The 13,127-nt window shown below is 37.8% G+C and carries 13 protein-coding genes; 5 read left to right on the top strand and 8 right to left on the bottom strand.

Annotated features, from left to right (window positions below):
• Positions 1 to 53: 53 nt before the first annotated feature.
• Together IGK96_RS05045 and IGK96_RS05040 are read right to left on the bottom strand one after the other, a co-directional pair.
• On the bottom strand, positions 54 to 419 hold the full coding sequence (locus tag IGK96_RS05045) for a DUF1033 family protein (protein ID WP_002356966.1): 366 nt from the start codon (positions 417 to 419) through the stop codon (positions 54 to 56).
• A gap of 97 nt (positions 420 to 516) precedes the next feature.
• A complete protein-coding gene (locus IGK96_RS05040; protein WP_002411399.1) occupies positions 517 to 1,086 on the bottom strand; it encodes a TetR/AcrR family transcriptional regulator in 570 nt (189 codons plus the stop codon).
• Between the two features lie 132 nt (positions 1,087 to 1,218).
• Between IGK96_RS05040 and IGK96_RS05035 the strand changes: the two genes are divergently transcribed.
• Positions 1,219 to 1,734 (top strand): YbhB/YbcL family Raf kinase inhibitor-like protein, encoded by a 516-nt coding sequence (locus IGK96_RS05035; protein ID WP_002362073.1) that lies wholly within the window; start codon positions 1,219 to 1,221, stop codon positions 1,732 to 1,734.
• Between the two features lie 16 nt (positions 1,735 to 1,750).
• The gene (locus IGK96_RS05030) at positions 1,751 to 2,989 is read left to right on the top strand and encodes a multidrug efflux MFS transporter (protein ID WP_016618437.1); all 1,239 of its coding nucleotides are present in this window, start codon (positions 1,751 to 1,753) and stop codon (positions 2,987 to 2,989) included.
• A 180-nt stretch (positions 2,990 to 3,169) separates the two neighbouring features.
• Here IGK96_RS05030 and mnmA read toward each other — a convergent pair whose 3' ends face one another.
• The 4 genes from mnmA to IGK96_RS05010 all read right to left on the bottom strand — a co-directional run bounded on the left by mnmA (position 3,170) and on the right by IGK96_RS05010 (position 7,208).
• Positions 3,170 to 4,294: a tRNA 2-thiouridine(34) synthase MnmA gene (gene mnmA, locus IGK96_RS05025; protein WP_002362075.1), complete on the bottom strand. Its 1,125-nt coding sequence runs from the start codon at positions 4,292 to 4,294 to the stop codon at positions 3,170 to 3,172.
• Positions 4,295 to 4,519: 225 nt separating this feature from the next.
• Positions 4,520 to 4,864 (bottom strand): DUF1831 domain-containing protein, encoded by a 345-nt coding sequence (locus IGK96_RS05020; protein WP_002356959.1) that lies wholly within the window; start codon positions 4,862 to 4,864, stop codon positions 4,520 to 4,522.
• A 67-nt stretch (positions 4,865 to 4,931) separates the two neighbouring features.
• Positions 4,932 to 6,077, bottom strand: a complete 1,146-nt coding sequence (locus tag IGK96_RS05015) for a cysteine desulfurase family protein (protein WP_033625042.1) — start codon at positions 6,075 to 6,077, stop codon at positions 4,932 to 4,934.
• A 156-nt stretch (positions 6,078 to 6,233) separates the two neighbouring features.
• Entirely contained in the window at positions 6,234 to 7,208 is a 975-nt protein-coding gene (locus IGK96_RS05010) for a ribose-phosphate diphosphokinase (protein WP_002362076.1), read from the bottom strand.
• Positions 7,209 to 7,420: 212 nt separating this feature from the next.
• On the opposite strand from IGK96_RS05010, the gene IGK96_RS05005 reads away from it, so the two are divergent.
• The 3 genes from IGK96_RS05005 to IGK96_RS04995 are packed head-to-tail and all read left to right on the top strand — an operon-like array spanning position 7,421 to position 9,949.
• Positions 7,421 to 8,170, top strand: a complete 750-nt coding sequence (locus IGK96_RS05005; RefSeq protein WP_002360005.1) for a metal ABC transporter ATP-binding protein — start codon at positions 7,421 to 7,423, stop codon at positions 8,168 to 8,170.
• Positions 8,167 to 9,036 (top strand): metal ABC transporter permease, encoded by an 870-nt coding sequence (locus IGK96_RS05000; RefSeq protein ID WP_002369145.1) that lies wholly within the window; start codon positions 8,167 to 8,169, stop codon positions 9,034 to 9,036. The genes IGK96_RS05005 and IGK96_RS05000 overlap by 4 nt, the downstream gene beginning before the upstream one ends.
• The gene (locus IGK96_RS04995) at positions 9,023 to 9,949 is read left to right on the top strand and encodes a metal ABC transporter substrate-binding protein (protein WP_002356954.1); all 927 of its coding nucleotides are present in this window, start codon (positions 9,023 to 9,025) and stop codon (positions 9,947 to 9,949) included. The genes IGK96_RS05000 and IGK96_RS04995 overlap by 14 nt, the downstream gene beginning before the upstream one ends.
• 54 nt (positions 9,950 to 10,003) lie before the next feature.
• On the opposite strand, the gene IGK96_RS04990 is transcribed toward IGK96_RS04995, so the two are convergent.
• On the bottom strand, positions 10,004 to 11,542 hold the full coding sequence (locus IGK96_RS04990; RefSeq protein WP_113851240.1) for an ABC-F family ATP-binding cassette domain-containing protein: 1,539 nt from the start codon (positions 11,540 to 11,542) through the stop codon (positions 10,004 to 10,006).
• 369 nt (positions 11,543 to 11,911) lie between these two features.
• Positions 11,912 to 13,117: an amidohydrolase gene (locus tag IGK96_RS04985; RefSeq protein ID WP_113851241.1), complete on the bottom strand. Its 1,206-nt coding sequence runs from the start codon at positions 13,115 to 13,117 to the stop codon at positions 11,912 to 11,914.
• Positions 13,118 to 13,127 lie beyond the last annotated feature (10 nt).

The raw sequence follows: 13,127 nt of genomic DNA, 5'->3' as shown, positions 1-13,127 counted from the left end.
AGAAAAAGAGTTTAAAGAAAATTCCCTGAGGTTTTTCTTTAAACTCATGCGTTTCAAATAACTTTCCGTTTGCAGAATTTTGTTTTGCCAAAATGATTGGATATTGTGGTAAACTCAGCTTTATTTTCAAAAGTAACTGCATGATGATTTTCTAGTAATGCTAAACCGAAGTATTGTTGTAAATCTTCATCGCATTCTTCACACCAGCGTTCTTCCCCATCATTCCAGAAAGCCGTTAAATAATTAGGCTTTGTGTTGACGTATGTATAATTCTGAGAAAGTTTTTGCCAAACTTCCACATAATATGTCTCTGCATCGGTCAAGTTATCGAAGGTTTTTTCTTGAACAATGTCCTCTTGCCAATCATCAAAAAACCACCAAGGTTCATTGTCGCCATACATTGTAATTACTTGATACATTGAACCGCTCCTTTTTTTGCTACTGTAGGTATCATAGTCACTTTCTGAAAAAGTTGCAAGGATTTGGTTTCGGACTGAGAAATTTTTGAAATTTATTTTATCCTGCTACTTCTAAAGAAGCAATAAAATCTTCAATCATGCGACGATAACTTTCTTCCGGCGTGGCTTCTTCGCGTTGAAAATAACCTAAAAAACGTAAGGTAATATAGCCATGGATTAAACTACGTAATTCTCGACTTTTGTGCAGTCGTTCTTCATTATTAAATGGATAAAAAGCTAAAAGTTGTAAGATAATTTGATTGGTTTCATGGATGCCTTCAATTAATTGTTGGTTTTGCGTTTTCGGCACACTGATAAGTAATTCATAGACTGCAGAATTTTCAAAAGCAAATTGTTGGTACGTTTCAGCATATATCCGAATTGCTTCTGCGCCACTCTTACCCACTAAGGCTCTTCGCAATGCATCATTTAATTCTTGAATTAACAAGTCCACTAGAGCATTTTTTACTTCAGCAATATTTTTAAAGTGATTATAGAGTGAAGGATACTTGATGCCTAAATCAACGGCTAAATTTTGAAAGGTTAATTGGTGAACGCCCAATTCTTCCGCTAGGTTGCGGGCACTTTCAAGGATTTTGGCTTTCGTTAAATTCCGTTTTTTTGCCATCTTTCTGACGCCTCCAATTCTTAAATTTTGGACAAGTATTAGTTTATCATATCTATTGACTCTTTTTAAACTATAAATTATAGTTTATAATAATAATTTGTAAACATCATTTTTGAAAGAAGGCTGTTTGGCATGCATATTACCAACCGTTCTCATTTGGCCGATCGTTATGGCAAACGAACCAGTGCAGAATTTTTATTACACGAACGTCCTATTTTATCTTTTCCTATTTCTTTAGCGGCCATTCCTAAAGAAGCCCGCTATTTATCCTGGGAATTAATTGATTATGACACGATTCCTCTAATCGGTTTCCCTTTTATTCATTGGTTAGCTGCCAATGTTCCTGTAACCAATGAGATTCCTGAAGACTTTAGTCGAACAGCACTCAAGCCTACCATTCAAGGAAAAAATAGTCTTGCTTCTCCTTTGGGGAAACAGATGATTCCAGCGCTTGCCACTGAAACGTTACCTGAGTTAACCGAACGTTATCTGGGGTTAAGTCCTCGCTCTGGTGTGCACACCTATACGTTATATGTATACGCTACAAAAAATCCACTAAATTTAAAAGAAGGCTTTTTTGCGAATGAATTGCATCAAGCATTGAATGATCAACGACTCGCCAAAGCCAAATTTGAATTTCTTTACTAGAAAGTGAGGAAATAGAATGTATGAATTAATTAAAAGTAAAATTTTCCGTCCAAGACAACCTTGGGAAAAAAATCTGCTTGTTTTATGGTTTGGCACATTTATGGCTGGTATTGGCTTTAGCTTAGTGATGCCATTCATGCCTCTTTATATCAACACATTAGGTAATTTTACCCACCAACAATTGAATTTTTGGAGCGGAATCACGTTCTCCTCCACTTTTTTAGTCACGACCATTGTTTCACCTTGGTGGGGCCGTTTAGCCGACCGAAAAGGACGCAAGTTAATGTTATTACGCGCTTCATTAGGGATGGCTATCGTCATTAGTTTAATGGGCGCAGTCACAAGTGTTTATCAATTGATTGGCTTACGCTTATTACAAGGTGTTTTTTCTGGTTATATCAGTAATGCGACTGCGTTAGTTGCTACAGGCACACCTAAGGAAAAAAGCGGTCAAGTGCTTGGTACTTTAGCCACTGGTTCTGTTACCGGCACGTTGCTTGGTCCTCTTTTGGGCGGTGTCACTGCTTCTATTTTCGGTTATCGGCCAACCTTTTTCATTACTGGTACGATTTTATTACTCGTTTTTGTTTTGAGTCTCGTCTTTGTCCATGAAGAGTTTGTGCCAATTGAAAAAAATCAAGCCGCATCTGGGAAACAAATTTTAAAAAAACTAGAACATCCCCACGTGATTCTTGGAATGTTTATTACGACATTAATCATTCAAGCTTCCAATAATTCAATTAGTCCCATCATCAGTTTATATATTCAACAATTGTTGGGTGGTCACGGAAATGTCACCTTAATTAGCGGAGTCATTGCTTCTATTCCAGGGATTGCAACGTTAATAGCCGCCCCTCGTTTCGGCCGGTTAGGCGATCGTATTGGCAGTGAACGCATCTTGACAATTGGCTTAATTTTAGCCATTTTCGTTTACCTACCAATGGCCTTTGTTCAAAATGTCTGGCAGCTTGCCATGCTTCGTTTCTTAGTTGGGATTTCCGATGCCTGTTTACTACCAGCTGTTCAAACGTTGATCACTCGTTATTCCCCAAGTGACGCTGCAGGTCGTATTTTCAGTTACAATCAATCTTTCCAAGCGACAGGAAATGTGATTGGTCCTATGATTGGTTCAAGCGTATCTGCCGCTTTCGGTTATCGTGGGGTCTTTATTTCCACTTCTTGTCTGGTTCTCATTAACCTTCTATGGGTTCGTCGAAGCACCGCCGAATTAAAAAAAGAGAAAAATGATGACTAAGTTATACACAGAAAAGTTATCCACAATTTGAATTTTTAATTTTTCTCTTTTTCTTATTTCAAAAAAAATAGGCATATAAAACAAAAAAGAAAAGCGGATATTTACTGGTTTTATGACCAGCATATCCGCTTTTCTTTTGGTTAACTATACGCTTTTTGTTTCACAACTCGTGAAACTTTTTTAGACGTATTGTAGTTCTTTTTCATCTTGGTAGGCGCGATCAATTAAGCCGCCCCCTAAGCATTCCATTCCATCATAAAAAACAACAGCTTGACCTGGAGTGACTGCGCGGGCTGGTTCCTTAAACGTAACGGTTGCTTTTGTGCCATCTTCAGATAAGGAAACATGCACTGGAATATCTGCTTGACGATAACGGAATTTAGCCGTACAGTCAAACTCTTTTGGCATTGGCGTATCAACAGTAAAATGAACCTCACTAGCTTCTAAATGTGTTGCATATAGTTTTTCATGGTGAAATCCTTGTCCCACATATAATGTATTGGTAGTTAAATCTTTCCCAATCACAAACCATGGTTCTTGTGTTTTACCGCCGCCACCAATTCCTAAGCCTTGGCGTTGACCGATAGTATAATACATCAGACCATCATGTTGTCCTTTGATTTCGCCATCTTCTGTCACCATGTTGCCTTTTTTAGCTGGTAAATAATTACTCAAAAATTCTTTGAAATTCTTTTCACCAATAAAACAAACGCCCGTTGAGTCTTTTTTCTTGGCTGTGGCTAATCCAGCACGTTCAGCAATTGCACGAACTTCTGACTTTTCCATGCCACCCAATGGAAACATTGTTTTTGCCAATTGGGCTTGTGATAATTGGCTTAAAAAATAGGTTTGGTCTTTATTATTATCAATTCCACGTAACATATGCACTACGCCATTTTCATCTGTTTCTACTTGCGCATAGTGGCCAGTTGCAACATAGTCAGCGCCTAGTTGCATAGCATAATCTAGGAATGCTTTAAATTTAATTTCTTTATTACACATGACATCTGGATTTGGTGTCCGTCCTAACCGATATTCTGCTAAAAAATATTCAAACACACGGTCCCAATATTCTTTTTCAAAATTGACCGAATAATACGGAATCCCAATTTGATCCGCTACTTTTGCGACATCTTTATAATCCTCAGTTGCGGTACAGACACCATTTTCGTCTGTATCGTCCCAATTTTTCATAAAGATCCCAATTACATCATAGCCTTGCTCTTTTAAAAGCAACGCTGTGACAGATGAATCGACACCGCCACTCATGCCTACCACGACACGCGTTTTGCTGTTATCTGCCATTTTATCACCATCATTTCAATTAGATTCTGAAATCATCCACGATTTGAAGGTCGTAACTTTTCAGTGCTTTTCATTATACTATTTTTTTGAAATAAGTAAAGCAAGCCGGGCGTATAATGAGAAAATACTGGGAACAAAGACACAGCCAACAAGCTGTTGCTTTCAAAGAAACAGAAAACCTGAAGGAACAAGCTACTTTCACTTGTTTCTTCAGGTTTCTCTAAGTTATTCTACTTTCTCTAATACACCACGGCTAATTAAGCCATCCATTAAGAAAAAGTATTTTTCTTTACTCATTTCATGTTGTTCATTCTTGAAAATATTCATTGGTTTTAAACCATTTGCCGTTGTAATGGACATTTTCAACTCTTTTAGATCAGCAGTGATCGTAATTTTCAATTTGAAGCCTTCATTTCTCTGAGGCGTTGGATCTAAGGAACGAATCAATTGAAAGTTCCCTGATTTTGTTTCAGTAAAGCCGTTATCTTTTAATGTATAGCGTTTTGCACTAGGATGTACTTTGTAAAAAACTGTTGAGCCTTCAACAGCAGCCGTTGTTGTAAATGCCATGGGTTCCACCTCATTATTTTCATTGTTATCTTCATTATAGCGAAAACCTGTAGCTGCCGCAATCAGATTATTTTTTCAATTGTTGAATCACTGCAACTAGTACTTCAGAAAAAGTCGCAATTTCTTCTGGTGTGTTCCCGTAGCCAAAACTAATCCTGATTGATTCTTTAATAGCTGAGGAATTTTCTCCATACATCGCTGTCAACACGTGCGAAGGATCCACAGTTCCCGCTGTACAAGCCGAGCCTGTTGAAATCGCAATACCTCTTAAGTCCAAATGCATTAAGAGTAAATCACTGGGAATTCCTTTTAAATGAAGATTTAAGACATGCGCTAAACGATTGGTTGGTTCACCATTAATTGAAAAATCAATATTGGCTTCTTCTAACGCTTTTAAAATAATCGTTTGAAAACTTTGATAGGCTGTTTTTCTTGCTTGCTTTTCTGCAGAAGTTAGTAATGAAACGGCAGTACCCATGCCAATAATTCCAGCTAAGTTTTCCGTGCCCGCACGTCGTTTTTCTTCTTGTTCCCCACCATGTAAAAGAGGTGGTAATTGGATTGCATCGCTTTTAAATAAAAAACCTACGCCTTTTGGACCATTGATTTTATGAGCGGAAATACTTAATAAGTCGATCCCTAATTCATGAGGTAAAATGACTTCACTTCCATAAGCTTGGACGGCATCTGTATGAAAAATCGCCGAATGATTTTTAAGAATTGCACCAACTTCAGCAATTGGTAATCGATTTCCAATTTCATTATTGCCATACATCATTGAAACCAAGATCGTTTCTTCGCGTAAAGACTTTTTGAATTGCTCCATTGAAATCTGACCATTTTCATTCACAGGTAAGTAAGTCACTTCAAAGCCTAACGTTTCTAAGTATTCCATCGTTCGTAACACAGCGGGATGTTCAATTGCTGTAGTAATAATATGTTTTCCTTCCTTTTGACGAGAAAAAGCAACTGCCAAGATGGCTGTGTTATCCCCTTCTGTGCCACCACTATTAAAAATAATTTCGTGGGGTTTGGCTTGTAAGCTCTCGGCAATCGTTTGACGCACTTCTTCCAGAAGACCGTGTGCCTTTCGTCCAAACTGATGAATACTTGATGGATTGCCAAAAGTCGTTTGCATATTTTCAGTCATCGCTTGAATGACCGTTGGATGAAGCGGTGTTGTTGCCGCATGATCTAAATAAATGGGTTCCAAATGACTCGTCCCTTTCCTTATGTTCTGGCGTTATTCTAGCATAAAAAGCTTAAAACACAAAATCAGAATACTTTCTCTTCTATTTATAAAAGAGATAAGAAAAATAGGCCCAACACTATTAAAGTTGTTAGACCTATTTCTAGTTTAAGGAATCACTTATTCTCCTTTTGGTTCTAAACGGAATAATGGACTCATTGGTTTATTTTCATGAATACGAAGTAACGCTTCCCCCATTAACTCAGCGCAAGAAATAATATTCAAGGTTGCTGGTTGGCGGTCTGCTGTCGTATAAACAGAGTCAGTAATACTAATTTCCTTAATCGGCGCATTTTCTAAGGTTGCTTTTGCGCCTTCTGATAACAAACCATGCGAGGCGCAAGCATACACTTCTTGCGCACCATTTTTCATTAAAACTTCCGCCGCTGTGGCTAACGTTTGACCAGTATTCAAAATGTCATCAACAAGAATACATTTTTTCCCAGCGACATTCCCAATAACGTAACCTTCTTGGCGCACCCCATCAATCTCTTCATGGTCGACAATTGCTAAGGTCGCATCTAAGTACTCCGATAAACTACGTGCGCGTTGAACGCCACTGTTTTTAGGCGAAACAATCACAATTTCTTCCCCTACTAATGCTTGTTGACGATAATAATGAGCAAACAAAGGCATTGTAAATAAATTATCTACTGGGATATCAAAAAATCCTTGGACTTGAACAGTATGCAAGTCTAATGTTAACAAACGTGTTGCGCCTGCCTCTACCAACATATTAGCAACTAATTTCGCAGTAATGGGTTCTCTTGGTTTCGCTGTGCGGTCTTGGCGAGCATAACCATAGTAAGGCAAAATAACATTAATTGTTTTTGCGCTAGCACGTTTTAATGCATCAATTAAAATAAGCAATTCCATCAAATGATCATTTACAGGAGCATTCGTTGCTTGGATGATGTAGACATGATCGCCACGAATACTTTCTTCAATATTAATTTGAATTTCGCCATCACTAAATTGGCGCACGGTGCTTTTTCCTAATTCTGTTCCTACTGATGCTGCGATTTTTTCAGCAAGTGGTCGATTTGCATTTAAACTGAAGATGCGTAAGGTGTCATCTTGATAGTTTTCGGTCATGATATCCTCCGTCAATATAAAATAATAGTCGTTTTCATTCATATTCTACCATTTTTTGTCATAAAAATCATGGGATCCTCCTTAATTTATTGAAAGAAACGGTTTTCTTTGTGAAAAAAGCGCTTGTATTTAGGTGCACCTAAAAATTATTTGCATTTTCTTAAACTATCCCTTATACTTATTTTAAGGCAAACCTAAAAAGGAGGAATTTCATGAGAAAAAGCTTTAACTTAGCTGTTCAAGCGTTAACCGTTCAATATCAAGGACGGACCGCTTTAAATAATATCCACGTTACTATTCCCTCCGGTAAAATTACTGGAATTATCGGACCAAATGGTGCTGGAAAGTCAACATTTATTAAAGGGTTATTAGGCTTGATTAAAACAAAGGAACGTGATGTTTTGTTAAATAATCAAGCGATTGACCAACAAAAAACAACCATTGCCTATGTAGAACAACGTAGCGCCTTGGATCTTAGTTTCCCAATTAGCGTTTTTGAAACGGTCTTGCTAGGAACCTATCCAAACTTGGGACTATTAAAACGCCCAGGAAAGAAAGAAAAGCAAGCAGCCATGGCTGCATTAAAAATGGTGCAATTAGAAGACTATGCGCAACGCCAGATTGGCGAACTTTCTGGTGGCCAATTACAACGTGTGTTTATTGCCCGTGTTTTGGCCCAAGGTGCTGAGGTGATTTTTTTAGATGAACCTTTCGTCGGCATTGATATGTCTAGTGAAAAAGTGATTATGGATATTCTCAAATCATTAAAAAATCAAGGTAAAATGATTATCATTGTTCACCATGATTTGCACAAAGTGTCCCACTATTTTGATGAATTAATCGTTTTGAAAAACCGGCTAATTGCTGCGGGTCCTGTTGAACAAACATTTACTGCAGAAACGCTCCAAGAAGCATACGGTGATTTGTTAGGTGATTTATTAATACAGGGGGTTGCAAAATGATTGCTGCATTTATTGATGGTTTATTCCGTTATCAATTTTTACAAAATGCCCTTTTGACGTCTGTAATTGTCGGACTCATTTCAGGGGTAATTGGTTCATTCATTATTTTACGTGGGATGTCTTTGATGGGTGATGCGATTTCCCATGCTGTTTTACCAGGGGTCGCTGTTTCTTATATGTTTGGTTTCAATTATATTTTTGGCGCTTCTATTTTTGGCTTATTAGCTGCATTATCAATCGGCTTTATTACCCAAAAAAGTCCACTAAAAAATGATACTGCCATTGGTGTTGTCTTTAGTTCTTTTTTTGCTTTAGGGATTATTTTTATCTCTTTTGCAAAAAGTTCCACCGATTTATATCATATTCTGTTTGGAAATGTATTAGCGGTCGCAGATACCGATATTTTAATTACTTGTGTCGTCGGCGTGATTGTTTTGATTTTTGTGGCATTGTTTTATAAAGAGTTGCAACTCACTTCTTTTGATCCCACAATGGCTCAGGCCTATGGTTTAAATATTCAATTTTTCCACTATGCATTGATGTTTTTACTAACACTAGTCGCTGTTTCTTCTTTACAAACCGTCGGAACTATTTTAGTCATTGCCATGCTGATTACGCCAGCGGCAACAGCTTATCTATTAACAAATCACTTACCGACAATGATTGGCTTAGCCTCTACTTTTGGGATTTTAAGTTCAGTGATTGGCCTATTCTTCAGTTATTCTTATAACTTAGCTTCTGGTGCGACGATTGTTTTAACCGCCGCCTTATTCTTTTTATTGGCTTTCTTTTTCTCACCAAAGAAAGGCCTAGTATTTGTAAACCGTGAGAAAGAAATGGAGGAATCAACGAATGAAAAAATTTAGTTTATTTTTTTTAACACTTTTAGCAGGGTTAACGTTAGCTGCTTGCGGGAATCAAGCCGCTGAAAAGAAAGAAAAATTAGCAATTGTGACAACGAACTCGATCTTATCCGATTTAGTGAAAAATGTTGGGCAAGACAAAATTGAGCTGCATAGTATTGTGCCAATTGGGACAGACCCTCACGAATATGAACCGTTACCAGAAGACATTGCGAAAGCTTCTGAAGCGGACATTTTATTCTTTAACGGCTTGAACTTAGAAACAGGCGGAAATGGCTGGTTTAACAAATTAATGAAAACGGCCAAAAAAGTTGAGAATAAAGATTACTTTTCTACAAGCAAAAATGTTACGCCACAATATTTAACAAGTGCCGGTCAAGAACAAACAGAAGATCCGCATGCTTGGTTAGACATTGAAAATGGCATCAAATATGTAGAAAACATTCGTGACGTGTTAGTAGAAAAAGATCCAAAAAATAAAGATTTCTATACAGAAAACGCGAAAAATTATACCGAAAAACTTAGCAAACTACATGAGGAAGCCAAAGCTAAATTTGCTGATATTCCTGATGATAAAAAATTATTAGTTACAAGTGAAGGTGCCTTTAAATATTTCTCCAAAGCTTATGATTTAAATGCCGCTTATATTTGGGAAATTAACACAGAAAGTCAAGGAACACCTGAACAAATGACCACGATTATTGATACCATTAAGAAATCAAAAGCACCTGTGTTATTTGTTGAAACCAGTGTCGATAAACGTAGTATGGAACGGGTCTCAAAAGAAGTGAAACGACCAATTTACGATACACTTTTCACAGACTCTCTTGCCAAAGAAGGAACAGAAGGCGATACGTACTACAGCATGATGAACTGGAATTTAACAAAAATCCATGATGGCTTAATGAGTAAATAAATAATAAAGAAGAAAGAACCAAGTTGACTCCCCCTCAACTTGGTTCTTTCTTCTTTATTTAACTAATTCCTCAATATCAATTACTCGATCCACAATTTCCTCATAAAAATCTGCTTCATGGGAAACCAGAAAAACCGTTCCTGGGTAAACGTGAATTGCTTCTTGTAAACTTTTTTTGGCCGCTTCATCAATATGATTGGTTGGCTCATCTAAAAATAACAAATTACTTGTTTGCATCATTAGTTCCGCTAGTTTTACTTTTGTTTGCTCACCACCACTTAACAGGGCTAGCGACTGCATTGCTAACTTATCTGGTAAACCTGCCCTAGCCAAATGACTTCTTCGCTCTTTAATCGTTGTATCTGGAAAACGATCTGATAAATAGTCTAGTGGCGTTAACTGCTCATTAGGCCACGCCAAGTCTTGGGTAAAATAAGCAATTTTTGTATTCAGCGGATAATGAAATTCTCCATCTAATGAAGGAATCACTTTCGTCAACGTTTTAATTAATGTTGATTTGCCAATCCCATTGAAGCCTTTCAATGCGACTTTTTCACCGACATGAACCATTAAATCTAACGGTTCTAACAAAGGTTCCCGATAGCCGACAACTAACTTCTGGGTCGTTAGTGCTTGCGTTGCAACTAACCCTTGATAAGGAAATTCAATCGCTGGCTTAGTCAAGGAACCTGGCGGAGTCAATCGTTCCAACCGGTCCAATTGTTTTTGTCGACTTTTAGCCATCGTTGCTCGATTTCCAGCTTTGTATTTACGAATATAGGCTTCCATTTTTTCAATTTTTTCTTGTTGGGCCTGATACTGTTTCAAATAGGTTTGTTTATTCTGCTCTTTTTGTGCAAAAGATTTTTCTACATTTCCAGTATATTTGGTTAACTTGCCAAACTCAATGTCTGCGATGCAATTCGTCACTTCATTTAAAAATTGATAATCATGGGAGACTAATAGAAAGCTTCCTTCAAAATTATTCAGATAGCGAACAAGCCATTGAATATGTGTATCATCTAAATAGTTGGTGGGTTCATCTAAAAGTAACACATCAGGGGCCTCTAACAATAATTTTGCTAAAATCACTTTTGAACGTTGACCACCGCTTAGCTCCCCTAACTTTTTATCCAAACCAATTGCTTGTAGTCCTAACCCATTGGCTAAATCCTGAATAATCGTGTCGATTTGGTAAAAATTACTTTCATCTAAATCTGTTTGTAATTTGCCTGCTTGTTCTAAAAGTTTTTCCGAAGCCGTTTGACTGTATTCTTCATAAAGTTTTGTCAGTTTCGCTTCTTTATCAAAAAGTTCTTGAAAGGCTTGTTTCAAAAAATCAACCATCGTTAGTGATTGTTCTACAGAAACATGCTGATCCAAGTACCCAATCTTACAATTTTTTTGCCACTGAATCGTTCCTTCTTCTGGCAATACTTCCCCCGTTAAAATTTTAATTAAGGTGGATTTGCCGACACCATTTTGGCCAGTTAAGCCTAAATGATCCCCTTTATTCACTTGCAATGAAGCCTCTTCATACAAGACCTTTTCACCAAATCGATGCGTTAAATGTTCAATAGTTAAAATACTCATTTTCGTCACTTCTTTCTTGTTAACTGATTATTTTGGGACAACAAAAAAAGAACCACGTCTGCACGTCGTCCATCCTGACAGAAATCCCGACAACCGCTTGTACGTACACTCAAATAAGACTAGCTTTTCTAGTCAAAAAATGTCCTATCAAGCGATGAAGAAATTAATTGCTCGGCTCCACAACAGTGCTTCATCTGTTCTTAAACTATCGGGAGCTACTTTTCTTGTTAATTTATCAGTTAAAACAAAAAACATGTGAATCACCTTTCTTATGCTTGTATTCTACCATAGAATGACAAGAAAGCAAGCCACGTTGGTTTATAACGAAAGGAGCCCACAAACAATCATTTTGTCGGCTCCCTATCCCTGTTATTCTGATAAATAATTTAATGCATAGCGTACGTGGTACTCTGCTGCTAAAAGTAAGGCACGTTCATCAATATCAAATTGTTCATGATGGTGTCCAAAATGAGTAGCAGGATTTTCAGGGTTTCGTGAACCGACCCGTCCATAGATACCAGGAATTACCGCTAAGTAATCAGCAAAATCATCCGCCCCTAAACTTTTAGGATGATCGGTCACAACATTTTCAAAACCAACAATTTCACTGGCTACCTGCTGTGCACGGTTGGTTGCTTGTTCTTCATTAATTAATGGATTCGCTGCCGCATAAACAGAAAAATCAGCAATTTCTGTGCGATGAGACTGGGCAATTTCATGGGCAATTTCATGGGCAATTTCTTCGACTCGTTGTAAAACAAATTGGCGCGTTTCCTGACTAAATGTTCGAACAGTACCTTCAATGGTTGCCTGGTTTGCTACAATATTATAGCGTGTTCCTGCTTGTAAAACGCCAATTCCTACTACGACAGAATCTAAAGGATCAATCTCGCGAGCTACAATTTTTTGTAATTCCACAACGATACTGGCCGCTGCTAAAACAGCATCTCGGCCATTCTGTGGTTGGGCGACGTGACTACTTTGACCACTGACTTCAATTTTAAAAATATCACAAGAGGCGTTGGTGGCGCCTTTGGTAGCGACTAATTTCCCGACCGGCACACTAGAATCTAAATGAATCCCAAACACTTGGTCGATTGCTTCTAAATAATTTCCTTCCACAAATTGTCGAGCGCCTGCACCAATTTCTTCAGCGGGCTGGAAGGCCAGTTTAACCGTTCCTGAAAAGATATCCTGATGTTTTTTGAGCACTTTAGCTGCACCTAGCAATGCTGCCGCATGACCATCGTGTCCACAAGCATGATTGAGTCCTGGATTTATAGAAGCATATGCGGTACCTGTTGCATCTGGTAATTCCAACGCATCAATATCTGCACGTAATAAAATCGTTTTGCCAGCGCCAAGACCTCCTTCAATGGTTGCTAAAACACCCGTTTCCCCTACTTCTACAAAAGGAATAGCTAAGGCTAGTAGTTCTTCTTTAATTCGTTTAATCGTTTCATATTCTTTTAAACTTGCTTCAGGGTATTGATGAAAATGACGTCTTAAATGGATTATCCATTCCTTTTCTGTAGCAATAGCTTCTTGGATTGTTTGAATCGTTGTTGTACTCATTATAAATGCC

This window comes from Enterococcus sp. DIV0682 (genome assembly GCF_051712685.1).
Lineage (GTDB): Bacteria > Bacillota > Bacilli > Lactobacillales > Enterococcaceae > Enterococcus > Enterococcus faecalis.
The sequence above is the reverse complement of the archived record's forward strand: the minus strand, read 5'-3'. Positions and strand labels throughout refer to the sequence as shown.